Genomic DNA, 24,046 nt, shown 5'->3' on the forward strand with positions numbered 1-24,046 from the left:
GGCGCCGGGCACGCCGGCGCCGCGTGCATTCCCCGAGTCTACTCGCGGGGCTGCGGCCTCAGACGAAGTCGAAGACGGGGGGAACGGTGACCACGACGAAGGCGGCCCAGGCTCCGTACACGGGCAGATAGCGGGTCTGCCAGCGTTCCAGGTCGGCGAATCCCGCTCGGCCGCGCAGGAATCCGAGGCCGAGCCGGACCGACCACGCCAGGTTCACCAGCAGCACGACATTCAGCCCGAGCGCGACGACCTTGTTCGGCGATGACCCGAACTCGGCGATGCGGGTGAGCATGGCGGTCAGCATGACCACGTCGACGGCGAGGGCGCACAGCACCAGCACCAGCTGCACCCGGTCGAAGAAGCCGGGCGGGGCCAGCGGGTCGCGCGCCGAGATCGAGTACAGCAGCAGGCCGAGGACCAGCACCAGGATCAGGTCCATCAGGATGAGCAGGGTGCGGTCGACGTCGATCACGCTGCGGGTCGTCGCGAACGCGGCGAGCAGGGCCACCAGCATGAGGATGGTCAGCGGGGTGAACACCCGGGTGAGCACGGGCGCGATGTTCTCCACGACGTTCTGCTTGGCCTCGACCAGCCAGGCCGCGACGATCACCGCGCCCGCGACGCCGAACGGCAGCACCCAGTCCTCGATGACCGGTTCGATATCCAGGTCCAGCGTGCCGAACGCGCCGACCGTCAACCCGATCAGCACGCCGCCGCCCAGGGCCAGCAGGGTCAGGTAGACGAACCATTCGCCGGTGAACCGGATGAAATCCATGCGGCGCCGGTCCGATCGCCAGTCACCGCCGACATACGCCAGGCCGATCACGAACCACAGCGCGATCGGCGCGTGGATCGCCGCGATCACCTCCGTCGCGCCCTCTGGCTCGAAGGGATACAGGTTCAGCACCAGCGCGACGAGCACGAACGGCACGGCCAGCGCGATCGCGACCCGCGCCGTCACCTGCCGCTTCCACGCGAAATACGCGGCGAGGAAGGGGAGTACGAGCAGCGCGGCGTTGACGCCGACCGCCGACCCGTGCAGCCAGGCGAAGCCGGCCTTCAGCGACAGGGCCGCGCCGACCGCGAGCGCCAGGACGACCACCAGCTCCCGATTGTGCTGCCGTCCGGTCGTGTCGGCCTCGGTGGGCACCAGGACCAGCTGCTTCCACAGTCTTTCGGAATGCTCGAGCGCGAACTCGCGGGACAGGGCATCGAGGCTGCCCATTCGCTTCACCGCGACCAGGAACGCCTCGTCGGCGTCCAGTCCGGCGTCCTGGAGGGACGAGACCTGTTCGCGCAGATGGTCTTCCATCTCGTCGACGTCGGCGATCGAGATCGCGCGGTGGCGCTGGACGTAGCCGCGCCACTGCTCGATATTGGCCTGGAGCTGGGTCTCGGCGTCCATCACGCCCATCCTTTCGCCACGCTGGGGCGGGTCGTGGCATCGCGCCAGACCTGGTCGAGCGCCTCGGCGACGACGGCCCACTGCGCGCGTCGCTCGGCGAGGGCGGCCCGGCCCGACTCGGTGATCAGGTAGTGCTTGCGCCGTCGCCCGCTGTCGGCGGTGCGCCAGGCCGAGGTCACGTGGCCCTGCCGTTCCAGGCGGTGCAGCAGGGGGTAGAGCATGCCGTCGGTCCACTGCATGCGGCCTCGGGACAGGTGGTTCACCTGCTCCAGAATCGCGTACCCGTACGACTCGCCCTCGGCGAGAATCCCGAGTACCAGTGGGGTCGCCGAGGCCGCCACCAGGTCTTTGTCGATCCGCATCGGACTCCTATACCTAGAACCGCTAGGTCATAACCTAGCAGACCTAGGTATGTCGCGTGTCGGACCTCGAAGGATGCTTTCGTTCAGTAACAATGTGGCGTCCCGGTCGGATACGGGGGTGATACGACACGAGTGGAAGGATCTGTATGACTATGCGAGTGAGGTCCACGATCGCCGGTCTCGCGGCGGGCGTCGCGGTGGTGGCGGGGACGATGGTCGCGGGCGCCGGGGCGGCGAACGCGCTGCCGAGCAGCCTGGTCGGCATCAACTGCCTCGGGCTGAGTCCCAATATCGTCGATGTGCCCTACAGCAACCAGGTGATCGTCTCCTACCTGTACGACCAGTCGGGGCTGCCGTCGTTCACCGTGCATTCCGGTGCCAGCATCTGGGGCTACCAGACCCATCCCACGCTGACCTGGACCAATCTGGCCACCGGGGCGTCGGGCTCGCTGACCGGGCACACGAACATCTCGTCGTTCTTCGGCACCGGCGGCACGGTGTACTTCACCGACGTGCCGACCGGGACCGGGCCGGTGCGCATCGACCTGTCGGTCGTCAACACCGGACCCGTGCCGGTGCCGGTCGTGACCTGTTCGGGGACCACCGACATCGTCTGAACCGGCATCTGATCGACCCGACTCCGGCCGGGGGTGCGCTGCGCCCCCGGCCGGAGTCGTGCGTGGCGGCGCCCTGGCTCGGTCACTGTCCGCCGCATGGCATTTCGGCTTCGGTCCGGGATTTCCTTAGCAAGGGTGATGATTTCGCACCCTAGGGTGATGATCGCAGTTTTTCGCCTAACAGGGCTGTTCAGGGTCCCGATGGAGTCAGCAGAACGCGCGACCGGCGCGGCGGACGAGGAGTCGAGAACCATGAAGAACGCAGTTCGGATGAGCGCGCTGATCGCCATCGCCGCGGCGGCGGTGGCAGGTTGTACCGCGGAGAACGGTTCGGCCGCTGCGCCGTCGACGAGCCGGGCGACGACCACGGTCGCCGCGAGCGCGCCGCAGACGCCGGGCGAGCAGCCGCGGGCGACCGAGGCGCCGGGTGGGAACGGGTCGTCCGGCGGGACCCAGGCACCGGTGGTGACCGAAGCGCCTCCCGTCACCGCGGCCCCCGGCACCACGAAACCGCAACCGGCCGACGACATCAGCGGACCGGGCCGCTGCATCGATCCCCAGTCGACCGGCGTGCGGAACGCGCTGGCGCGGCTCGACGGCACCTGGGTCGCCCAGCAGGCGTCGGCGGACCTACCGGGCCAGTGCGCCCAGCTGCTGTGGGTACGCGCGGTCGGCGGCAACTCCGCGGGAGCGCCGATCCACGTGCTGTTCTTCCACGACGGGAAGTGGCTGGGCACAGCCACGTCCGAGGCATACGCGTTCACCTCGGTGGTCGGCTACACCGACACCACCGTGACGGTCGAGTACAAGTGGCTCGCGGGCGACGAGCCCTTCGCCGCGCCGCAGGGCGGTCCGGTGGCGATCCACTACACCTGGAACGGCTCGAATGTCGTCATGAGTGGGCCGCTGCCGACGGAGGTGACCCAGCCCCACCGCTAAGCCGGTTCGGGGTGCAGCACCAGCACGGTGATCTCGCTGGGCGCGAACACCCGCAGCTGCGGACCCCAGAAACCGGTGCCGCGACTGGTGTAGAGCTGGGTGTTGTTCGCGTGCCTGCTCAGGCCGGCGACCACCGGCTGATCCAGCCGGACCAGGTAGTGGAACGGCCAGATCTGTCCGCCGTGGGTGTGCCCGGAGATCTGCAGCGCCACGCCCGCCGCGGCGCTGTCGGTGATCTGCTTGGGCTGATGGGCCAGCAGCACCACCGGCAGCGCGGGGTCGGCGCCTGCCAGCGCGGCGGGCAGGTCGGGACCGTGGCCGGGCAGACCGGCGCCGGTGGGATCGTCGATCCCGGCGACGACCAGGCGAGCACCGTCGCGCTCGACGGTCCGGTGGGCGTTGTGCAGCGGCTGCCAGCCGAGCGAGGCCATGTGGTCGATCCAGCCCTGCGCGTCACCGAAGTACTCGTGGTTGCCGGTGATGTAGAAGCGGCCGAGCGGGGCCTCGACGCGGGCCAGCGGGTCGACCTGGGCGCGCCGCTTCACCACCGAACCGTCCGCGAGATCACCGGCGTGGCAGGCGATATCGGGGCGCTGGGCATTGACCACGTCGACCACCCGCTCGGACCAGCGCTGCCGGTCGAGCGCCGCGTAGTGGGTGTCGGTGACGACCACGACGCGCAGTCCGTCCAGGCCGTCGGCCAGGCCGCGGATGGCGACGTCGACGGTGCGGACCCGCGGCACCCGGCGCGCCTCGTAGACACCCCAGGCGACCAGCGCGACCGAGACCGCCAGCACCCCGAGCGCCACGATCCGCGCGGCGAGCGGGCCCTCCACCCCGGCGACGGCCAGCCCGCCCCGCACGAAGACGCCAAGCACCGACCACGAGAACACCACCCACAGCACCCCGAGCAGGGTGTCGCCGACGATCACCGCCGGATCGGACTGGGCCGGTCCGTGGCCGAGGAACATCGCGGCGGGCAGACACAGGTATCCGAGGATGCACACCGCGGTCCCGGCCCAGAACAGCGGGCCGGTGCCGCCGGTGGGCGCCGCGACCAGCGTCCACCAGGGCAGCGCGAACAGCACGGCCGGAATCAGCAGCATCAACATCAGGCGTACAGCGAATCTCACTCCGGTCCCGTCCTGCGCAGGGCCGCCGGGTGCGGTCGCGGCCACGAATAGATCATCCACACTAGCGCCGCCCCGTTGCCCGGCGGCGCGTCGACCGGTTCACTGGTGCCATGCGGATCGCCACGCTCGCCGCAGCGGCTGTCACGGTGGTACTGCTCGTCGCGGGCATCGTGCTGCTCCGCGACGATCCGGGGGTCGCGACGACCGCGGGCACCTCGCTGCACGAACTCGGGCACGACGGCGGTACCCGCAGCTATCGCGTCTACCGGCCCGCCACACTGTCCCAGCCCGCACCGCTGGTGGTGATGCTGCACGGCGGACTCGGTACCGGCGAGCTGGCGCAGCGCGGCGTCGGCTGGGACGCGGTGGCCGAGGCCGCCGGCTTCGTCGTCGCCTATCCCGATGGTGTCGGCCGGGCCTGGAACGCCGGTGGCGGCTGCTGTGGGAACCCCGGCCGCACCGGCGTCGACGACGTGGGCTTCCTGACCGCGATGGTCGACGAGATCGCCCGCGCCCTGACGATCGACCGCGCGCGGATCTACTTCACCGGGATGAGCAACGGCGCCATGATGGCGTACGCGATGGCGTGCCGCACCACGCTCGCCGCCGCCGTCGGCGCGGTCGCGGGCACCCAGCTCGGCGACTGCGCGCAGCCCGACCCGGTCTCGGTGATCCATGTGCACGGCACCGACGACGAGAACATCCGCTACGACGGTGCGCCGGGCAGCGGCGTCGCGCGGATCGACGGGCCGTCGGTGCCGGAGCTGAACGGGTTCTGGCGGACGGTCGACGAGTGCGCGGCACCGGTGTCCATGTCGAGCGATCGGGTGACGACGCTGCGCGCCACCTGCCGCGACGGACGCGCGGTCGACCTCGTCACCGTGGCGGGAGCCGGGCACCGGTGGCCCGGGGCCGACGAGCACGCAGCGCTCGACGCGACCAGGGTGATCTGGGACTTCTTCGCCGCGCACCACCGATGAACCGGCGCAGCGTGATCCGACCGGCGGCGGCGCCGGGGCCCAGCCGATAGCCTGACCGGGTGATGGAGTTCGGGCCGGGGGCGAGCCTCGCGGGGTATCGCATCGAACGCAGGCTCGGCGGTGGGGGCATGGGCGCGGTCTATCTGGCGCGACATCCCCGGCTGCCGCGCCACGACGCGTTGAAGGTGCTCGACGCGCGGCTCGCGGTGGAACCGACCTTCCGGGCCCGCTTCGAGCGGGAAGCCGATCTGGCCGCGCGCCTGCGGCATCCGAACGTGGTGCAGATCTTCGATCGCGGCGTCGACGGTGACCGGTTGTGGATCGCGATGCAGTTCGTCGACGGCCTCGACGCGGCCCAGCTGCTGCGCCACGGCCTGGCGATCCTCACGCCCGCGCGCGCGGTGCGGATCGTCGTCGAGGCGGCCAAGGGCCTGGACTACGCGCACCGGCAGGGACTGCTGCACCGCGACATCAAACCGGCCAACCTGCTGATCGCCCGCACCGACGACGGCGCCGACGAAGTGCTGGTCACCGATTTCGGGATCGCCCGCAGCATGGGCGAGACGACCAGCCTCACCTCGGCGGGCTCGGTGCTGGGCACCCTCGCCTACGCGGCGCCCGAACAGCTCGAAGGTGATCCGCTCGACGTCCGCACCGATGTGTACGCGCTCGGCGGCACCCTCTACGAGCTGCTCACCGGCTTCGTCCCGTTCCAGCGCGACAGTCCGGCCGCGATGATCAGCGCGCACCTGATCGAGGCGCCGCCGCGCCCGTCGGCGGGCAACCCGGCGCTGCCGCCCGCCATGGACGCGGTGATCGCGCGCGCCATGGCGAAGAATCCGCGCGACCGGTTCGCCTCCTGCGGCGAGCTCGCCGACGCGGCGGTGGCGGCGCTGGCCGGGACGATGCCCGACACCCCGCTGTCGGCGGAGACGCTGGTGTCGCGGTCGGCCGAACTGCCCGCGCCGCCGGGCAAGCCGCGGTCGCGGGCGCGGGCGATCCTGGTCGGCGTCGGAGCGGCCGCCGCCGTCGCCGGGCTGACCGCGATCGCCGTGCTCACCGCCAAAGACCGTGTCTCGTCGGGTGATTCGAACGCGCCGGGCCCGACGCAGGCGGCACAGATCGGCGCGGTCCCCGACAGCCCGACCGCGGCGACGGTGCTGCGCCCCTGGCTCGACGACGTGCGGGCAGGCGATACCGACGCGCTGATCCGCAAGTGCTGGACCCAATCACCCGTCGAGATCCCGCGCATGTACGGCGACGTGGACCAGATCACCGACGCGGTGCGCCGCCCCGGCATCCTCGGCCAGTTCGGTCCGTACTGGCAGAACGACGTGCTGAAGGTGAGCCTGCGGCCCAGCGAGCTGCGCTCCGGCTACGGCTGCCCGATCGTCAGCGACCGGGCGGCGACCCGGCTCACCGACGAACAGGCCCGCTACACCGCCGAGCGCTACCTGAGCCGGGTGGTCGGCTATCCGGTGAACCCGGCCGACATCGAGCCCGACTATCCGCTGCTGTGCACCGGCGCTCAGCCGGGCACCGCGCTGTCGGGGGCGCGGCGCTTCGACGACAAGGCGCTCACCGTGCGTGGTTCGACCGGCTCGGTCGTCACCGTCAGCGCGCCGGTGACCAGCGCCGATGGCGCCTCGAAGCAGGTGTATCTGACGCTCGACCACGGCACCGACGGATTCTGTATCTCCCGCGTCGACGCCACCGGGTGAGCGCGCGAGCCGAAGAGAACTGCGTCACATCGGTTTTCGATGTGCCCCTCGGATCGGGGGCGCGCTATGCTGCCCGGCAGGATCCGTCCGCAGGCTGTCGCGCCGCGGCCGGGTGGAGTGGGGAGCGGCGTGGCCGCACAACGGAAAGGTCCGAACACGATCATGCGTGGCGTAACTGTGGGAGGGGCGCAGGGGCGCCGACACCGCACGAGCAGACTTCTGGCGGGTGCCGCGGTGGCCGCCATGCTGCCGTTCGGCGCGTCGGTGGCCGCGGTCGGGCCGGCGGCGGCCGACGCCGACCCGTCGGCGATCGATTTCCCGGTCGAGTCCTCGATGGGCACCATCAACACCCGCATCGTGCGGGCGGCCGACGGCAACACCGACCGGGTGGTCTACCTGCTCGACGGTGAACGCGCCGAGGACGACCTGAACGGCTGGGAGAAGCACACCGCCATCCCCGCCCAGATCGCCAAGTTCAACATCAATGTCGTGATGCCGGTCGGCGGCCAGTCCAGCTTCTACGCCGACTGGGACCAGCCGAGCAGCTTCAACGGCGTCAACCCCGACGGTTCCCTGCTGCCCAGCGCCGACTCCGGATCGGCCATCGGCGGCTGGGAGGACACCCAGGGCAAGACCAACACCTACCAGTGGGAAACCTTCATCACCGAGACCCTGCCGGACGCGCTGAAGTCCCGGCTGGGCTTCAGCGACAGCCGCAACGGCGTGGTCGGGCTGTCCAGCGGTGGCAGCGCGGCCCTGCTGATGGCGGCCTACCACCCCGAGCAGTTCGTCTACGCCGGATCGCTGTCGGGCTATCTGCACATGTCGATGCCGGGCATGCGCGAGGCGCTGGCCGGGGCGATGATCGCCAGCGGCGGCTACAACATCGAGGCGATGGCGCCCGCGGGCAGTGCGAAGTGGAAGCGGATGGACCCCTACGGGTTCGCCGAGAAGCTGATCGCCAACAACACCCGCCTCTACATCTCGGCGGGCAGTGCCAAGCCCGCCGATCAGGACCTGTCCTCGATCGACGCGATCACCCAGGGCATGCCGCTCGAGGCGATCGCGCTGGCCAACACCCGCTCGTTCGAAAAGCGGATCACCGCACTGGGTTACACGAACGTCAGCTACGACTTCCCCGATATCGGCATCCACAACTGGGGCACCTGGGAGCAGGTCGCCATCCGGTTGATGCCGGATATGGCGCGCAATATCGGCAAGCCGCTGCCCGCGGGCGCGCCGCCCGCCGGTGGGGAACCGCCGGCCGGTGCGCCGGGCGGTCAGCCGCCCGCCGGTGGTCAGGCGCCCGCGGGCGAGCCGCCGAAGTAGTCTCTTCCCTGCGCGAAACCGCCGTTGCCTCCATGGAGGCAACGGCGGTTTCATTTGTGCCGGGTCAGCCTGTCCTGATGGGGCTTTCGTTCGTCCAGCCCCAGGTGTCGCCGACGCGGACGGTGATCTCCGCCGGTGGTGCGGCGACCAGTCGGGTGAGGCGCTGGAGTTCGCCCCAGTCCCTGGTCCAGTCCTCGGCGAGGTAGGCGGGGATGGTGCGCGACCGCATGAGCAGACCGGTCCAGCCCAGCGGGCCGCCGCCGGTATCGCCCTGCCAGGTCTCGGAGACCTGCGCGTTGAGCTTGTCCGGCTGGATCCGCCAGATCGGCAGCTCCGCGACCCCGGCCCGGTGGTCGAACGGTCGCTGGCACGGGAAGGCCAGTCCCACATGGAAATCCCCGAGCACCGGATCCGTGGTGCCGACCACGGTGTTCAGCGACGAGAGTTTCGGCAGGCGCGGGGGCGTGACCGCCAGCCACTGCATCGGATCCGGTTCGCCCGCCGCGGCGACGAGCCGGACCGCCGTGGTTCCGGCGGGGATCTCGTCCAGGTCGATCGGCAGGTTCCGCCATCCGGGTGCGCCACCGACCGTGGGCGGGGTGAGTTCACCGGTGGGGGTGAAGGTTCCGTTCGCCGCGTGGGCGAACTCGACCCGCAGTCGCTGCCCGGGCAGCGGACTCCCGTCGGGAGCCACGGATTCGATCCGGCCCGCCACGGTGAGGATCAGCACCCGGTACGCCGAATCCTGCTGAGCGGCAGCGAGATCCAGGCGATACCACTGGGTGGTCAGCTGGGTGCGCTGCGGTGCGCCGGTGGAGTAGCTGCCCAGGACCGGGGTGCGTTCGGGGACGAGACCGAAGGGGAGGGCGGCGGTGCTGCCGTTCACGCCGGGGGTGGAGCCGGGTCCGCCGGAAGTGGGTCCGCCGGGACCGCCGGGGGTCGTGCCGCCGGGACCTGCGCCACCGCTGGGGCCTGCGCCGCCGCCCGGACCGGCGCTACCACCGGGGCCTGCGCCGCTGCTGGGACCCGAGCCGCCGCCCGGACCTGCACCGCCGCTGGGGCCTGCGCTATCGCTGGGGCCTGGGCCGCCGCCCGGACCTGCGCCACCAGGGCCGCCGGGAGCGGGGCCGGAGCCCGATGGGGGTGCCGAGGATTGGCCGGGGCCCGGGTCGGGGGCGAGGCTGCCGAGGCCGTTCGGGGTGAAGCCGGTGTTCTCGGCGGACAGGCCGTCGGCGACGGTGCCGGTGTAGGGAGTCAGCAGTGAGTCGGCCGTGTTGGTTTCGACCAGGACGGCATCGGCCATCGCGCAGGAGTTCCCGGTCATCGTCCGCAGGTTCGACAGCGCGACCGAATAGGCGGGGTACTGCGCGACGGCAGCGGTCGCCAGCGATCCCACGTCGAACAGCACCATCGCCGCCGCGGCGACCGTGAGGGGCGCGACCACCGGCAACCGGAACCGTCCGGAGCCCCTGGGCGTGTCTGCGGCCTCGGCATCGGTTCCTGGCGGCTGTGTGTCGGCGGCCCCGCTGTCGGTTCCGGGCCGTTTCGTGCCCACTGCACCGGTATCGGGCTCAGGCTGCTTCGTGGTCGCGGTCGCAGTTGGGGTCGCCGCCTCGTCCGTGGACTCGATGGCCGCGGTTTCGGTGGCTTTGCGCTGCGGGCTGCCAACGTTGGATGTTGTCCTGGGCGAGGTGGTTTCGGGGGCTGCGCGGTAGTACTGCCAGAGGGCGAGCAGCAGGGTCAGGCCGGTGGCGGCGAGGAAGAGGGTGGAGACCTCGATGCCGGCGAGGGTCGGGGCGCGGTCAGGCCACGGGACGCCGTAGCCGGAGACGTACCAGTAGCCGTTGGAGCCGGTGAAACAGATGGCGAGCAGGAACAGGACCGCCGCCGCGAACAGGGTGCGGAGGTAGGGCGCCCGAATGACGCTGCGGCTCAACGCGACAGCGGTGACCGCGGCCAGCGCACCCGCGAGACCGGCGTAGACGCCGAAGTGGTGGGTCCACTTGGTGGGGGTGAACATCATCAGCGGCAGCGCGAGGAAGGTCATCGCGAGAACGCGGGTGACCGGGCCGCGGGCGGTCGACGGGAGGCGACCGCTGCGGCGCAGGGTCACCAGGATGCCGACGGCCAGGGACAGCAGCATGGCCAGCACGCCGAAGCGCCGGGCCAGGGAGCCGTCGGGGTTCACCGACAGCAGGGAATCCCAGCGGGTGCGCTCCTCGAACCAGGACATGTCGGGGCCGACGAGCTGGCGGACGCGGGTGGCTTCCAGCACGGTCGCGAGGGTCTGGTCGGCGAAGACCACGACGAGCACGAGGATGCCCGCGGCGGCGATCGGCGCCAGCACGGCGGCGTAGCGCAGCAGCGCGGGGCCCGAATCCGTGGTGGTGCGCGCGATGACCGTGCGGAGCACCGGCCGCGAACCGGCCAGCAGGGCGGCCAGGCAGATGAGGCCGGTCGGGCCCGCGGCGAGGGAGAAGGCCGCGATCGCCACCGCGACGGCGGCGGGGAGCAGCCTGCGGGTGGCGATGGCTCGCTCCATCGAGCACCAGGTGAGCAGCGCGCCGACCGCGATCAGCGGTTCCGGGCGCAAGCCGTTGTTGTAGGGCAGCCACAGCGACAGGAACACCAGGGCCGCGGTCCAGCGGGCCGCGGTGCTCGCGGCGACACGGGAACCCAGGCGCGGCAGCACTTCCCGGCTGAGCACCAGCCAGCACACCAGTCCGGCCAGCAGCGCGGGCAGGCGCATCCACAGCCCGGCTTCGCTGATCCGGGTCAGCTGCGCGAGCACCTCGTAGGGCCAGCCGAACGGTGCCTCGGCGACCTGGAACCACCGGTAGTAGTTGGCGGTGTACCCGGCCTCCCTGGAGGCGCGCGCCATGGTCAGGATGTAGCCGTCGTCGGAGCTGTTCGCGCCGATCACATGCCAGACCACCAGCGTGCCCGCGACCGTCGCGTCCAGACCGGTGCAGCGCCACCAGCGCGCGGGCAGCACGCGCCGCGTCCGCCGCCCGTCGCGAATGTCACCGCGATGCAGGCAGATCAGCGCGATGAGCGTGCACAGCACCGCCCCGAGGATCGCCGCGAGCTTCCACCCGCTCGGACTCGACGAGAACCGCGCATCGATCTCGGCATGCAGGCGCGCGTCCCCCGCCCGCCCCCGATCCAGCTCGGTGTAGACGCCGACCAACTGCGGGCGCACATCGCCATCGATGGTGGTCCGCACCGGCGACCCGTCGGCCTTGGTCAACCCGGTGAGCTCGGCGGTCGTCCCCGACGCCGTCGAGACGACAGTCAGCGCACCGCATCCGGCCGCCTGCCCGTTCTGCGTTGCGCCCCCGGGGTTTCCACCACCCTGCTCCCTCGTGGACGGTGATGCGCCGGGTGATCCGGTCGGCTGGTTCGCCCCGCCGGGCCCGGCGGGCGCAGCTCCGGCGGGAGCGCCTGAGGGTGCGCCCGGACCTGGTGCTGATCCAGCGGGCGCGCCGGACGGCGGAGCGGCGGGCGCGGGTGTCGCCCCGGCAGAGGCACCGGAAGGCGCGCCCGGACCGGCGAGGCCGGATCCGGCCGGAGCGCCTGATGGCGGTGCGCCAGGACCTGGCGCTGATCCAGCGGGTGCGCCGGACGGCGGCGCCTCGGGTGCGGGGGCCGTCCCGGCGGATCCGCCTGGGACTGGGGGTGCTGATCCGGCTGGCGCGTTCGGGCCGGTGGGAGCCGATCCGGCCGGAGCGTTCGACGGAGGCGCGGCGGGACCTGGCGGCGTTGCGCCGGGTGGGGGCGTAGCACCGGCGGGTGGTGTTCCCGGAGGCTGCCGACCATCGCCAGGCGCGGCAGTGCCGGGCGCTGGTGCGCCGGAAGGTGGCGTGGCACCGGGCGCCGGTGTGCCGGAAGGTGGGGTGCTGCCTGCGGGGTCGCCACCGGGCGGTCGACTGCCGGATGATTCGGTTTCGGTGGCGGGCGCACCGCCGGGCGTCCCGGTGATCTCCGCCAGCGACGCGCTCAGCAGCAGGCGATCGCGGAGGACGACCGCCAGGGTCCGCCCGGTCTCCGGTCGGTCCTCGATCCGGGCGACCAGTCCCTTCGAGCCGGCGCGCGGCGCCTCTGGCGGCACCGTCGACAGCACCGTCGCGCCGGTCAGGTCCCGCAGTGCCGTGCACGGCACGCTGAGCTCCAGCGACAGCGGCACGTAGTCCACCAGCGGCGCGCTCAGCTGCATCGACTGCGGCTGCGGCCAGTCCAGGCTCGCGTGTTCCTGTCGCACCGGCAGCAGCGGCGCCGCCACCGCCAGCGCCACCCCGACGACCCCCGCCACGATCCCGACCATTCGCACCCGGCCGAAACCGGAAGAATCTCCACCCACAGCCGACGATGCTAGCCATATCCGGCCGCGCCGGGGTGGGTCAGTGCGGGCGGCGGAGTTCGGTGACGGCCAGGCGGGCGGCTTCGCCGATGGCGGCGTCGACGACGGGCAGGGTCGGGTCGGCGCGGGCGGCGCGGGTGAAAACCGCTACCGCGACCGGGGTTTCGCCGGGGAACTCCACGACCGCGACCTCGTTGCGGATGACGCCGATGGTGCCGGTCTTGCCTGCGACGACCACACCGCGGTGCGGGAAGGCGGCGGCGATCCGGTGCGGCCAGATCTGTCTGCTCAGCACGGCGCGCGCGAATTCGGTGCTCGCCGTGGACAACACGTCACCGCGCCAGAGCAGGGACAGGAACCGGGTCATCTCCTCGGGGGTGGTCGCGCTGGCGTAGGCGGGGTCGTAGGCCGAGACGGTCCAGGCCTCGTCGTTGTCGGCGAGCGCGGCGAAGGCCTCGGCGGTGGTGTGGGTGTCGGTGTCGCGCACCAGGCTGCGGTGCTGATCGGCGGTGCCGCCGACGACGCGGGTCTCGGTGAGGCCGAGCTCGTCGAGGAGATCGGTGACCGCGGCCAGGCCGAGTTCGCCGAGCAGCACGTCGGCGGCGGCGTTGTCGGACACCGTCATCATGGAGGTGGCCAGGTCGCGGCGGCTCAGGGTGACCGGATCGTGCAGCGCCGCGAGGCCGGTGGGTCCGGGCGTGCAGTCGGCGGGGTCGACGGTGATCCGCCCGGCCGGGTCGAGCAGCCCGTCGTCGACCCGGCGGCAGAACGCCACGAACAGCAGCAGCTTGTACACCGACGCGATGACCACCCGCTCGCCGCCGCCCACGGACAGCTCGGCGGGGGAGCCGTCGCAGCGCCGGGCGTGCAGCCACCCGGTGCACCCGGCGTCGGCGAACACGGCGCGGATCCGGTCGGTCACGCTCATCGCAGGCGCTCGCGGTAGAGCACGCGGTCCAGGGCGTCGGCGTGGTCGCCCGCGTCGGGACGACGGATGATCCGGACCCGCAGGGCGACCGACTGCGGCGCGAGCGTCAGCCAGACCACGCCCGGTGTCGGTGTCGGCGGGGTGGCCGTGAGGCCGAAACACGTGCCCGCGGCGACGGCGGCCAGTACCGCCCGGTCGTCGGCCGCGGTGAGGGTCGCGGTGTCGAGGCCGCGCTCGCGCAGCAGGTCGAGCACGGTGTCGAAGGCGGGCGGATTGGCGGCGCGGGCCGGATGCGCGAAGTGCAGGTCGGCGAGCATCGGGAAGGTCGGCCGTTCGGCGGTGGTGGTGCGGTGCTCGGCCGGAACCACCAGCCAGCGTGGCAGTTTCACGACCGGCCCGGCGTCGAGGCCGTCGACCAGGGCCGGATGCTCGATCACCGCGACATCGCAGATCCCGGCGCGCACCTCGGCGGCGAGGTCGGCGGTCGTGCCGAGCGCGGTCGAGACGGTGCCGCCCGCGACTCGCAGCGCGGTGACGCAGGCGGTGACCAGCCGGTCCGGCAACGCGGTCGTGGCCGCGAACCGCACGGTGCCGCTGCGCTGGGCGATCCGTTCGGATTCCGCGAGCAGCCGATCGGCGTCGTCGACGAGCAGCCGGGCTCGCGGGAGCAACTGCCTGCCCGCGGCGGTGAGCATCGCGCCCTGACTGGTGCGGTGGATCAGCTCGAGGTCGAGGTGCTGTTCGAGGCGGCGCAGACCCTGTGACAGCGGCGGCTGCGTCATCTCCAGCGCGGCGGCCGCCCGCCCGAAGTGGCCCTCGTCCGCGACCGCGACGAAGAACCGGAGGTGACGGAGCAGATCCATGTCGGCCATTGAACCAGCGCCCGGCGTGCGGCCACCCCGGATCGGCCACGGGCGCTCGACCGTTCACCCGATCCGGCCGGGAACGACCTGCGCCGATATCGATGGCGACTCGGCGGCGGCCGTGTCGGGTATTGGCTCGCGCGGTGGCGCCGGTGATGGGGTGCAGTGGTGACTTCCTTCGTGACCACCACCCTCCGCAGGCGCCTCGCCGCCGCCGCGCTGGCGCTCACCGCCGTCGCGGTCCCGGCCTGCTCGAACGCCTCCGAGGCGACCACCCCCGCCACCTCGTCGACCGCGTCGGTGGCGCTCTCGTTCGCCGCGCTGGAGACGGAATACGTTGCGCGCCTCGGCTTGTCGGTGGTCGACACCGGCACCGGCCGCACCGTCGCGTACCGGGCCGACGAGCGTTTCCCGATGGCCTCGACCTTCAAGGGCCTGGCCTGCGGCGCCCTGCTCCAGGCGCACCCGCTCGCGAGCGGCTACTTCGACCAGGTCATCCGGTACACCGCCGCCGATATCGTCGTGAACTCCCCGGAGACCGAGCGGCACATCGACACCGGCATGACCGTCGCCGCGCTCTGCGATGCCGCGATCACCCAGTCCGACAACACCGCGGGCAATCTGCTGCTCCGGTTGCTCGGTGGCCCGGAAGGTTTCACCGCCTTCCTGCGCACTCTCGGCGACACGGTGTCGCGCCTGGATCGCTGGGAACCCGAGCTGAACACCGCGATCCCGGGCGACGAACGCGACACCACCACGGCCGCCGCGCTGGCGGCCGACTACCGGGCCCTCGTCGTCGGGACCGCGCTGGCCGAGCCCGAGCGCGCCCAGCTCGCCGCCTGGCTGAAGGCCAGCACCACGGGCGCCAAGCGGATCAAGGCGGGGTTGCCCGCGGACTGGATCGTCGGCGACAAGACCGGCACCCCGGCTTACGGGTCCGCGCTCGATGTCGCCGTCGCGTGGCCGCCGGGACGCGCGCCGCTCGTGCTCGCCGTACTCACCACCAAGCCGGCGCAGGACGCCGAGCCCGCCAATGCCCTGGTCGCGGCGGCGGCGAAACAGGCGCTCACCGAACTGGAGTGACGTGCCGGCCCGCCGCCACCGATGCCGCGCAGCGCCGCGGATCGTCGCCCGCCGCGACGAACAGCGCGGTGAGGACCGGGATTCCGGAGTCCAGCGTGGCCGGTGGCAGCGGGCCGGTGGCGACCATCCCGGTCGGCCCGTGGCCGAAAGTCCAGCTCTGGGTGGCCAGGTACGCGCTGCCGAGGGCGGCCAGATCGCGCACCGGATTGTCGGTGACGGGCGTTATGTTATCGGCAGTCGACCCTCGGATAGTGGGAGAGAACATGGCAGTGGAACTGGTGAATCCCGACGGGCTGCCCAAGCCCGAGGTCTATCGGCAGCTCTCGATCGCGACCGGGTCGCGGCTGGTCTTCCTGGCTGGGCAGGTGGCGCGGGATGCCGACGGAAACCCGGTCGGCACGGGCGATTTCGCGGCGCAGGTCGAACAGGCCTACCTCAATATCGGCACCGCGCTGGCCGCGATCGGCGGCTCGTTCGACGATGTCGCCAAGCTGACCATCTATGTCGTGGACTGGGGCCCGGACAAGTACCCGCTGCTGGGCGAGGGTGTCGCCCGCGCCGCGGCGAAACTCGGTGTCGACCCGGTCAAGCCGATCACCCTGCTCGGCGTCGCCGCGCTGGGCGAGCCCGATCTGCTCGTCGAGGTCGAGGCCACCGCCGTCCTCGCCTGACCGATCAGCTCGCGCCCGCGACGAGCACCGGTATCCCGGCCGCGCGATAGCGGCCGGGGGCGGTGCCGAACGCGCGCTTGAACGCCTTGCCGAAGGCGTATTCGGAGCCGTAGCCGCTGCGCCGGGCCACCGTCGCCAGCGGATGATCGGTGTCGCGGAGCAGCCGGGCGGCGGTGAGCATCCGCCAGCGGGTGAGGTAGGTCAGCGGCGGTTCGCCGACGAGCTCGGCGAACCGGCGGGCGAAGGCGGCGCGGCTCAGACCCGCGGTGGCGCCGAGGGATTCGACGGTCCAGCCGTGCGCCGGGTCGTCGTGGATGGCGCGCAGGGATCGGGAGATGTCGGCGTCGGCGACCGCGGCGGCCCAGCCCGAGGACGTCGCGGCCTCGGCGAGATGGGCGCGCAGCAGATAGAGCAGCAGCAGATCCAGCAGTGGGGGAATCGCCGCGTCGGAGCCGGGTCCGGCGTCGGTGAGCTCGGCGGCGAGCAGTTCGACGGCGGCGCGCAGCGCCGGATGGGTGCCCAGCCGGGCCGGGGCGTGCACCACCTCGGGCAGTTCGGTCAGCAGGGGATGGGTGCGGTCGACGGCGAGGTGATACGACCCGCACAGCAGTGTCGCGGGCGCGCCCGGTCCCTCGATGAGCCGGATGTCGCCCGGTCCGGCGGTTTCGGTGATGGGACTGTCGAGCTGGTCGAGCAGATCGTGGGCGATGCCGCGCGGCAGGAACACCGCGTCGCCCGCGCCGAGCGCGAGCGGTTCCACCCCGGGCCGGGTCAGCCAGCACGACCCCTGGAGGACGACGTGGAAGCCGGCGCCGTCGATGTGCGGATACCGCCTGCCCCATGTGCCGTGCCGCACGAACATCCCGGAGGCGGGGGTGCCGGTCCGCGCGGTGGCGAGGACGTCGCTGAGCAGATCCATGTCGGAAAGCCTACGTCACGAGACGACGGGATATCTGCGGAAGATTCTGGATGATTTTCTGTCTCGATCGTGGCACATAACCTGAGTTCATCATCCCGATGAACAAGGAGAACGACATGAAGATCGCCGTCTACGGAGCCACCGGACACGTCGGCCGATTCGCGGTGGCCGAGCTGCGCGGGCGTGGCATCGACCCGGTGGTGGTCGGCCGCGACGCGGAGCGGCTCGCCGAGGTCGGCGGGGTGGTCCGGGTGGCCGCCGCCGACGATCACACCGCCCTGGTCGACGCCTTCACCGGGATCGACGTCGTGATCAGCACCCTGCCCGACTACACCGGCAACGGGACCGGGGTGCTGCGCGCCGCCATCGCGGCGGGTGCCCACTACGTCGACGTCGCGGGCGAGCAGCTCTTCGTCCAGCGGGTGTTCACCGAGTACGGTCCGCTCGCGGCCGCGGCGGGGGTCACCCTGGCCACCGCCACCACCGAGGCGGGCATCTTCGGCGATCTGCTCGCCCACCTCGGGGCACAGCGGCTCGGCGGTGCGGACGAGATCGTGCTGAGTCATGTCGCCTTGCCGGGCGGGGAGGGGTCGCGCGGCAGTATGCACACGGTCCTGAAGAACCTGGACGTCTTCACCAGTGGTGGGCTGTCCTGGTCGGACGGCGAGTTCCGCACCGGTCCCCAGCCGCGCCGCGACACCTTCCTGGTTCCCGGCACCACCGAACCCATTGCCGTGCGCAAGTTCCCGCAGCCGTCGGTGGTGACGATCCCGCGGCACACGCAGGCGGGCTCGGTCGAGGGTGTGCTGGCGACGTCGATCTTCGAGATCATCGGCACCGTCACCGAGGCCGATCTGGCGGCCGCGCCGGAGACGCCGTCGGCGCCCGCCGCGTACTCGGTGGTCGTCGACGTCCGCCACGAGGGACGCACCCTGCGCGGCATCGGCAGCGGACCCGACGCCTACCGCAACAGCGCCCAGCTCGCGGTCGAGGTCGCCACCCGGATCGCCGCGGGCGCGGGCACGCCGGGCGCGCAGGCTCCCGCCGAGCTGTTCGAGCCCGCCGAATTCCTCGACGCGCTGGCCGCCTTCGGCATGACGTGGACCCTCGACTGACCGGTGGTGCCCGGCCGGGCAACTGTCTCAGTGGGTTTCGGCCGGCACGCCCCGCGCGTGACGGTCGCCACGGTCGGCACCGCCCGGAACCGGTATCTCCGCAGGTCGGCGGATCGAGGACATCCCGATTCGGTAACGAATCGCAGACGAACTCGTGATGAACCCTCCTCGCTCGGGTGGCAGGCGGGGCGAGGGCTCGATATGCTCGCCTGCGTTATCGAAACGGGCTGTCGTGCTGCGCGTTCGGTGTGCCGATTGGTGGTTGGGGGCCTGTGAGTACTGCGGAAGTCGGGCCGATGGCACAGTCGACGACTGTGCCGCCGGGGGAGGGCACCGCCCGCGGGGCGACCGCGGGAGCTGCCGGTTACGTGGTGCTCGGCGCCGGGGTGGTGCTGGCCGCGATCGCCGCCGTGGTCGCGGTGTTCACGCCGACCGCCATCGGGATTCCGGTGCTCGCCGCGTCGCTCGCCGTCGCCCTGATCGCCTGCCCCGCGGTGTTCGTCGCCCTGCGTCAGCACGCGCGGGCGCGCGCCGCCACGGCCGCCGCCGAGCGGGCCGAACAGCAGCTGGCCGCGGCCGTCGCCGAGGCGACCCAGCGGATCACCACCGCCGAGGACCACGCCACCCACTACGCCTGGGAGGCACAGGAGAACGGCCGCCGTGGCGCGGCCGCGCTGGCCGCCTTCGCCGGCGCCGCGGGCCGCATCCAGGCCATGACCACCTCGATGCTGGCCGAACTGCGCGAGATGGAACACCGGCACGCCGACCCGCGCGTGCTCACCGACCTGCTCCACATCGACCACCGCACCGCGCAGACCGGTCGGCTCGCCGACAGCATCGCGGTGCTCAGCGGCGCTCGCACCGGCCGCCGCTGGGCGAAACCGATTGCGATGGAATCGATCCTGCGCGGCGCGATGGGCCGGGTCGCCGGGTACCAGCGCGTGCGGCTGCGCGCCGTCGCCGACGTCGGCATCGCCGGGCACGCCGCCGAGGGCGTGATGCACACCCTGGCCGAACTGCTCGACAACGCCTGCAACTTCTCCCCGCCCACCACCGAGGTGCACGTCTACGCCGCGGAAGTGCCCGCGGGCGTGGTGATCACGATCGAGGACAGCGGCCTGGTGATGAGCGATTCGGCGCTGCGCCGGGCCGAGGCCGCGGTGAGCGGACGCGATCACAAGGGCAAGGGCGCCGACCTGGCCTCGCTCTCGGGCACCCGGCTCGGTCTGGCCGTCGTCGGCCACCTGGCCCGCAAACACGAACTCACCGTGTCGTATCGGCCGTCGGCGATCGGCGGCACGGCGGTGGTGGTGGTCGTGCCGCGCGAGCTCACCGCCCGCGCCGAACGCCGCAGCCGCCCCGCCGCCCAGCTCGCCGCGCCCACCCCGCGGCGCACCGAACCCCAGCTCACCACCCTCGGCCAGTTCGACGCGCCCACCCCGCGGGCCCAGCACGCCAGGACCACCGACGAACTGGGCTGGGCCGAGACCGTCGGGCAGCCCGCCCACCGGATTCCGGCCGAGCCGCCGACTCCCACGGTGTCCACCTCGCCCGCGCTGCCCAAGCGGCGCCGCGGCGACACCCTGGCCAAAGTCCATCCCGACGGCCTGACCGGCTCGCCGGTCGCCGACACCGCACCGGCCAAGCCGGCCGCGCTCGGCGCGTTCCAGCGGTCCGCGCCCGGTCGGGCGGCGGATCGGTCCGGCCACCACCCAGGCAGCGCCGCCACTGCTCCCGACCCCATGGAGGACCGATGACCACCACCGCCCCGACGAATCTCGGCTGGCTGCTCGAGAAACTGCTCGCCCGCACCCCACGCACCCGGCACGCGCTGCTGCTGTCCGGGGACGGCCTGAAGATCTGCCACACACCGGAACTCGATGTCGACCGCGCCGATCAGCTGGCCGCGATCGCCGCCGGGTTCCAGAGCCTGTCGCACGGGGCTTCCGTCGAGTTCGGTGACGGGCGTGGCGGTGTCCGCCAGTCGATGACCGAGTTCTACGGCGGCATCCTGTTCGTGGTCGAGGCGGGACGCGGCGCGCATTTAGCGGTGGTGGCCGCCGAGGACGCCGACGCGGGGCTGGTCGGGCACACCATGCACGAGCTGGTCGAACAGCTCGGTGAGCATATGGCCGCCCAGCCCAGACGCGGAGTGCCGAATTGAGCAGGTCGGTCCGCGACGAGGATCCGGACCGGTTCTACACCCTCACCGGCGGACGGGCCCCGGCCACCGAGGATTTCGACCTGGTGACCCTGGTGGTCAGCGAATCGGCGCCGTCGGCGGGGATGACCTCCGAGCAGGTCGCGATCCTGGACATGTGCCGGGCGCCGACCGCGGTCGTGGAGATCGCGGCGGAACTGCGGCTGCCCGTCGGCGTCGCCACGGTCCTGCTGGGGGACCTGCTGCACGCGGGGAAGATCACCGTTCGGCCGCCGCTGTCGGCGGCGATGTCGCTGGATGCCTCCACCCTCGAGAAGGTGCTCGTTGGACTTCGCAAGCTCTGAATCCGCGCCCGAGCGGTCGCTGGCACCGCTGCACAGCACGGCCAAGCACGGACTGAAGATCGTCGTCATCGGCGGATTCGGCGTCGGCAAGACGACCCTGGTGCGCTCGGTGAGCGAGATCAGGCCGCTCGACACCGAGGCGACGATGACCGACATCGGCGTCGGGATCGACGACGCCACCGGCGTTCCCGGCAAGTCGACCACCACGGTGGCCTTCGACTTCGGCCGGATCACCCTCGACGCCGAGCACGTGCTGTACCTGTTCGGCGCGCCGGGCCAGCAACGGTTCTGGTTCCTGTGGGACCGGCTGTTCACCGGCGCGCTCGGCGCGATCGTGCTGGTCGATCAGCGCCGGATCGAGGACTCCTGGTACGCGATCGACCGGCTCGAACACCAGGGCACCCCGTTCGTGGTGGCCTGCAACGACTTCGGTGGCTCGCACCAGCCGCAGGCGGTGCGCGACGCGCTGGACCTCGATCCCGCGGTGCCGCTGGTGATGTGTGACGCGCGCTCGCGCGAATCGAGCAAACAGGTGCTGATCGCCCTGGTCGAGCACTTGTATTCCGCTGTCCCGCAGGGGGAGACCGTCTGATGAGCACACCCACCGGCACCGGTGCCTGCCCGATCACCGGCGCGGTGCCGCTGAGCGGTCCCGAATTCCACATCGAGCCGCACGAGGTCTACCGCAGGATGCGGCGCGAGCACGGTCCGGTGGTCGCGGTCGAGCTGCCCGGCGGGTTCCCCGCGTGGCTGGTCATCGGCTACCGCGAACTGCACCAGGTGACCAGCGATCCGCTGCTGTTCCCGCGCGATGTGTCGCTGTGGAACCAGTGGGGCCGGGTCCCCGAGGACTGGCCGCTGCTGCCGATGGTCGGCAGGCCGATGCCCTCGATCTACTTCACCGCCGGTGCCGAGCACCGCAGGCATCTGGCGATGGTGGAACCCGCGCTCGACGCCGTCGACCACTTCGAATTGCGTCGGGCCTGTGAGGAACTCGCCGATCGCCTGGTCGACGGATTCTGCGGCCGCGGCAGCGCGGACCTGGTGGCCGAGTTCGCCGAACCGCTGCCGGTGCTGGCGCTGGGCCGCATCCTCGGCCTGCCCGACAGCGACGCCGCCGACCTGGCCCTCACCATGAAGCTGCTCGCCGACGGCGGCGCCGACGCCCAGGCCGGGCACGCCCGCTTCGGCGAGCACATGGCCCGGCTGCTCGCGGCCAAGAAGGCACGGCCCGCAGGCGATCTGGTGTCGCTGATGCTGGCCGACCCGCAACCGTTCACCGACGAGGAATACATCAACGACCTGATGGCGATCACCGCCGCGGGTCACCTCACCACGGCCGACTGGCTGGGCAGCTCCATGCGGCTGATGCTCGTCGACGACCGGTTCGCGGCCGCGCTCGGTGGCGGCAGGCGCAGCGTCGGCCAGGCCATGAACGAGGTGCTCTGGGAAGAGGGCCCGACCTCGATCCTGGCCGGGCGCTGGGCCGCCCGCGACACCCGCCTGGCCGACCAGACCATCCGGGCGGGCGACATGCTGCTGCTCGGCTTGGCCGCGGCCAATCTCGACCCGCACATCCGCCAGTCGTTCACCGACGGTGACACGGTGCCGACCGGCAACAACGCGCACTTCGCGTTCAGCTACGGCGAATACCGCTGCCCCTTCCCGGCGCAGCAGATCGCCGAGATCATCGCCAGGACCGGGATCGAGGTGCTGCTCGACCGGCTCCCCGACGTCGACCTGGCCGTGCCCGCCGAGCAACTCACCCGGCGACCTTCGGCTTTCCTTCGGGGCATGACCGCACTGCCCGTTCGTTTCACACCAGTCAGACCCGTCGGAGGTTCGTCGTGAGTTCCCAGTGCCCTTTCGCCATCGATCCCATGGTCGGTGACCTCAACGGAGAGACCGCTCGACTGCGCGCCGAAGGTCCGCTCACCCGGATCGACCTGCTCGGTGTGCCCGCCTGGACCGTCACCGACCACGCCGTCGCCCGGCAGCTGACCACCGACTCCCGCCTGGTCAAGGACATCCACGCGTGGAAGCTGTGGACCGACGGCGTGGTGACCAACCAGTGGCCGCTGATCGGCATGGTGGATGTCGACCGGTCGATGTTCAATGTCGACGGTGCCGAGCACCGCAGGCTGCGGCTCAAGACCGCGCAGGCGCTGGCGCCGCGCCGGCTCGAGGAACTGCGGCCGGTGATCGAGCGGCTCACCCTCGAACTGCTCGACGACCTCGCCGCGGCGGGCGCCGACGGCACGCCGGTCGACCTCAAGGCCGTCTTCGCCTACCCGCTGCCGATGCGGGTGGTCGGCGACCTGATGGGCGTCGCGCGCGAGGACCACGCGCAGCTGCTCGACTGGTACAAGAAGTTCTTCTCGGTGATGACCCCGCAGGACGAGCGCCTGCGCGTGATCGGCGAGCTCGACGTGTACTTCACCGATCAGGTGCGGCAGAAGATCGCGAACCCCGGCGACGATCTGACCTCGGCGTTCGTCGTCGCCGACGAGGAGGGCGGCGAGCCGCTCACCGAGGAGGAGGCGATCGGCAACATCAAGGCTCTCGTCGCCGCCGGGCACGAGACCACCGTCAGCCTGATCGTCAACACGGTGCGCGCGCTGCTCAACGAGCCCGAGCAGCTGGCGAAGGTGCTGGCGGGCGATGTGGACTGGAAGCAGGTCATCGAGGAGTCGCTGCGCTGGGACGGGCCCGTCTCGCACCTGCTGATGCGCTTCGCCACCGAGGACATCACCGTCGGCGACACCGTGATCGCCAAGGGCGAGGGCGTGGTGATGTCCTACCGCGCCATCGGCCGCGACACCGCGGTGCACGGTGAGACCGCCGACGAGTTCGACGTGACCCGCCCGACCGCGAACCGCCACCTCGCCTTCGGCTACGGCCCGCACATCTGCCCCGGCGCCGCGCTGTCCCGGCTGGAGGCCGCGATCGCGCTGCCCGCGCTCTTCGCCCGCTTCCCGGAGCTGCGGCTGGCCGTGCCCGACAGTGAGCTCGGCAACCTGCCGGTGCTCACGCAGAACGATCTGGCCGCGCTGCCGATCATCCTGAACTGACCGGCGTCGCGTCGCGCCCGGTGCTCCGGCACCTGTCTCTTATAC

General features: G+C 71.9%; 22 protein-coding genes and 2 pseudogenes. 15 read left to right on the forward strand and 9 right to left on the reverse strand.

Going from position 1 to position 24,046, the window contains the following annotated elements; all coding sequences use genetic code 11:
• Positions 1–58: 58 nt before the first annotated feature.
• Together ACFVW6_RS26450 and ACFVW6_RS26455 are read right to left on the reverse strand one after the other, a co-directional pair.
• Complete coding sequence (locus ACFVW6_RS26450; protein ID WP_378822807.1) at positions 59–1,414, reverse strand: permease prefix domain 1-containing protein; 1,356 nt, start codon at positions 1,412–1,414, stop codon at positions 59–61.
• Positions 1,405–1,767, reverse strand: a complete 363-nt coding sequence (locus ACFVW6_RS26455) for a PadR family transcriptional regulator (protein ID WP_355282930.1) — start codon at positions 1,765–1,767, stop codon at positions 1,405–1,407. Before ACFVW6_RS26455 ends, ACFVW6_RS26450 begins: the two co-directional genes overlap by 10 nt.
• A gap of 146 nt (positions 1,768–1,913) precedes the next feature.
• On the opposite strand from ACFVW6_RS26455, the gene ACFVW6_RS26460 reads away from it, so the two are divergent.
• Both ACFVW6_RS26460 and ACFVW6_RS26465 read left to right on the forward strand, forming a co-directional pair.
• Positions 1,914–2,384 (forward strand): hypothetical protein, encoded by a 471-nt coding sequence (locus tag ACFVW6_RS26460; protein WP_355282927.1) that lies wholly within the window; start codon positions 1,914–1,916, stop codon positions 2,382–2,384.
• Between the two features lie 252 nt (positions 2,385–2,636).
• Positions 2,637–3,323: an LppP/LprE family lipoprotein gene (locus ACFVW6_RS26465; protein WP_378822805.1), complete on the forward strand. Its 687-nt coding sequence runs from the start codon at positions 2,637–2,639 to the stop codon at positions 3,321–3,323.
• Here ACFVW6_RS26465 and ACFVW6_RS26470 read toward each other — a convergent pair.
• Positions 3,320–4,456, reverse strand: coding sequence for a metallophosphoesterase (locus ACFVW6_RS26470; protein WP_378822803.1), 1,137 nt, complete (start codon positions 4,454–4,456; stop codon positions 3,320–3,322). The two genes, ACFVW6_RS26465 and ACFVW6_RS26470, sit on opposite strands and share 4 nt — an antisense overlap.
• Positions 4,457–4,566: 110 nt before the next feature.
• On the opposite strand from ACFVW6_RS26470, the gene ACFVW6_RS26475 reads away from it, so the two are divergent.
• The 3 genes from ACFVW6_RS26475 (at position 4,567) to ACFVW6_RS26485 (ending at position 8,486) form a co-directional block, all read left to right on the forward strand.
• Complete coding sequence (locus ACFVW6_RS26475) at positions 4,567–5,436, forward strand: alpha/beta hydrolase family esterase (protein WP_378822802.1); 870 nt, start codon at positions 4,567–4,569, stop codon at positions 5,434–5,436.
• A gap of 62 nt (positions 5,437–5,498) precedes the next feature.
• A complete protein-coding gene (locus tag ACFVW6_RS26480; protein ID WP_378825520.1) occupies positions 5,499–7,157 on the forward strand; it encodes a serine/threonine-protein kinase in 1,659 nt (552 codons plus the stop codon).
• A gap of 243 nt (positions 7,158–7,400) precedes the next feature.
• Positions 7,401–8,486 (forward strand): alpha/beta hydrolase, encoded by a 1,086-nt coding sequence (locus ACFVW6_RS26485; RefSeq protein WP_378825518.1) that lies wholly within the window; start codon positions 7,401–7,403, stop codon positions 8,484–8,486.
• 64 nt (positions 8,487–8,550) lie between these two features.
• Here the strand turns inward: ACFVW6_RS26485 and ACFVW6_RS26490 are convergent.
• Positions 8,551–11,805: pseudogene (locus tag ACFVW6_RS26490) on the reverse strand (arabinosyltransferase domain-containing protein); the annotation flags it as partial.
• A gap of 260 nt (positions 11,806–12,065) precedes the next feature.
• Between ACFVW6_RS26490 and ACFVW6_RS26495 the strand changes: the two are divergent.
• The gene (locus tag ACFVW6_RS26495) at positions 12,066–12,269 is read left to right on the forward strand and encodes a hypothetical protein (RefSeq protein ID WP_378825731.1); all 204 of its coding nucleotides are present in this window, start codon (positions 12,066–12,068) and stop codon (positions 12,267–12,269) included.
• Positions 12,270–12,468: 199 nt separating this feature from the next.
• Here ACFVW6_RS26495 and ACFVW6_RS26500 read toward each other — a convergent pair.
• The 3 genes and pseudogenes from ACFVW6_RS26500 to ACFVW6_RS26510 all read right to left on the reverse strand — a co-directional run.
• A pseudogene (locus ACFVW6_RS26500) lies at positions 12,469–12,810 on the reverse strand (arabinosyltransferase); the annotation flags it as partial.
• A gap of 76 nt (positions 12,811–12,886) precedes the next feature.
• Positions 12,887–13,774: a serine hydrolase gene (locus ACFVW6_RS26505; protein ID WP_378822800.1), complete on the reverse strand. Its 888-nt coding sequence runs from the start codon at positions 13,772–13,774 to the stop codon at positions 12,887–12,889.
• Positions 13,771–14,646, reverse strand: coding sequence for a LysR family transcriptional regulator (locus ACFVW6_RS26510; RefSeq protein WP_355282912.1), 876 nt, complete (start codon positions 14,644–14,646; stop codon positions 13,771–13,773). The genes ACFVW6_RS26505 and ACFVW6_RS26510 overlap by 4 nt, the downstream gene beginning before the upstream one ends.
• A 210-nt stretch (positions 14,647–14,856) precedes the next feature.
• Between ACFVW6_RS26510 and bla the strand changes: the two genes are divergently transcribed.
• Complete coding sequence (gene bla / locus ACFVW6_RS26515) at positions 14,857–15,720, forward strand: class A beta-lactamase (RefSeq protein WP_378825517.1); 864 nt, start codon at positions 14,857–14,859, stop codon at positions 15,718–15,720.
• On the opposite strand, the gene ACFVW6_RS26520 is transcribed toward bla, so the two are convergent.
• A complete protein-coding gene (locus ACFVW6_RS26520; protein WP_378822799.1) occupies positions 15,704–15,922 on the reverse strand; it encodes a hypothetical protein in 219 nt (72 codons plus the stop codon). The genes bla and ACFVW6_RS26520 overlap by 17 nt on opposite strands.
• A gap of 61 nt (positions 15,923–15,983) precedes the next feature.
• On the opposite strand from ACFVW6_RS26520, the gene ACFVW6_RS26525 reads away from it, so the two are divergent.
• Complete coding sequence (locus ACFVW6_RS26525) at positions 15,984–16,391, forward strand: RidA family protein (RefSeq protein ID WP_355282903.1); 408 nt, start codon at positions 15,984–15,986, stop codon at positions 16,389–16,391.
• 4 nt (positions 16,392–16,395) lie between these two features.
• On the opposite strand, the gene ACFVW6_RS26530 is transcribed toward ACFVW6_RS26525, so the two are convergent.
• Complete coding sequence (locus ACFVW6_RS26530; RefSeq protein WP_378822796.1) at positions 16,396–17,310, reverse strand: AraC family transcriptional regulator; 915 nt, start codon at positions 17,308–17,310, stop codon at positions 16,396–16,398.
• Between the two features lie 116 nt (positions 17,311–17,426).
• Between ACFVW6_RS26530 and ACFVW6_RS26535 the strand changes: the two genes are divergently transcribed.
• The 7 genes from ACFVW6_RS26535 (at position 17,427) to ACFVW6_RS26565 (ending at position 24,001) form a co-directional block, all read left to right on the forward strand.
• The gene (locus ACFVW6_RS26535; protein WP_378822794.1) at positions 17,427–18,425 is read left to right on the forward strand and encodes a saccharopine dehydrogenase NADP-binding domain-containing protein; all 999 of its coding nucleotides are present in this window, start codon (positions 17,427–17,429) and stop codon (positions 18,423–18,425) included.
• 272 nt (positions 18,426–18,697) lie between these two features.
• On the forward strand, positions 18,698–20,182 hold the full coding sequence (locus ACFVW6_RS26540; protein WP_378822792.1) for an ATP-binding protein: 1,485 nt from the start codon (positions 18,698–18,700) through the stop codon (positions 20,180–20,182).
• Positions 20,179–20,589, forward strand: a complete 411-nt coding sequence (locus ACFVW6_RS26545; RefSeq protein ID WP_378822790.1) for a roadblock/LC7 domain-containing protein — start codon at positions 20,179–20,181, stop codon at positions 20,587–20,589. The genes ACFVW6_RS26540 and ACFVW6_RS26545 overlap by 4 nt, the downstream gene beginning before the upstream one ends.
• Positions 20,586–20,930, forward strand: coding sequence for a DUF742 domain-containing protein (locus ACFVW6_RS26550; RefSeq protein ID WP_355282891.1), 345 nt, complete (start codon positions 20,586–20,588; stop codon positions 20,928–20,930). The genes ACFVW6_RS26545 and ACFVW6_RS26550 overlap by 4 nt, the downstream gene beginning before the upstream one ends.
• Entirely contained in the window at positions 20,911–21,522 is a 612-nt protein-coding gene (locus ACFVW6_RS26555) for an ATP/GTP-binding protein (RefSeq protein ID WP_387793003.1), read from the forward strand. The genes ACFVW6_RS26550 and ACFVW6_RS26555 overlap by 20 nt, the downstream gene beginning before the upstream one ends.
• Entirely contained in the window at positions 21,522–22,781 is a 1,260-nt protein-coding gene (locus ACFVW6_RS26560; RefSeq protein ID WP_357343798.1) for a cytochrome P450, read from the forward strand. The genes ACFVW6_RS26555 and ACFVW6_RS26560 overlap by 1 nt, the downstream gene beginning before the upstream one ends.
• Positions 22,778–24,001 carry a cytochrome P450 gene (locus ACFVW6_RS26565; RefSeq protein ID WP_355282886.1) on the forward strand — a complete coding sequence of 408 codons (1,224 nt, stop codon included), beginning with the start codon at positions 22,778–22,780 and terminating at the stop codon, positions 23,999–24,001. The genes ACFVW6_RS26560 and ACFVW6_RS26565 overlap by 4 nt, the downstream gene beginning before the upstream one ends.
• Positions 24,002–24,046 lie beyond the last annotated feature (45 nt).

Source organism: Nocardia sp. NPDC058244 (assembly GCF_042882065.1).
Taxonomy (GTDB): Bacteria; Actinomycetota; Actinomycetes; order Mycobacteriales; family Mycobacteriaceae; genus Nocardia.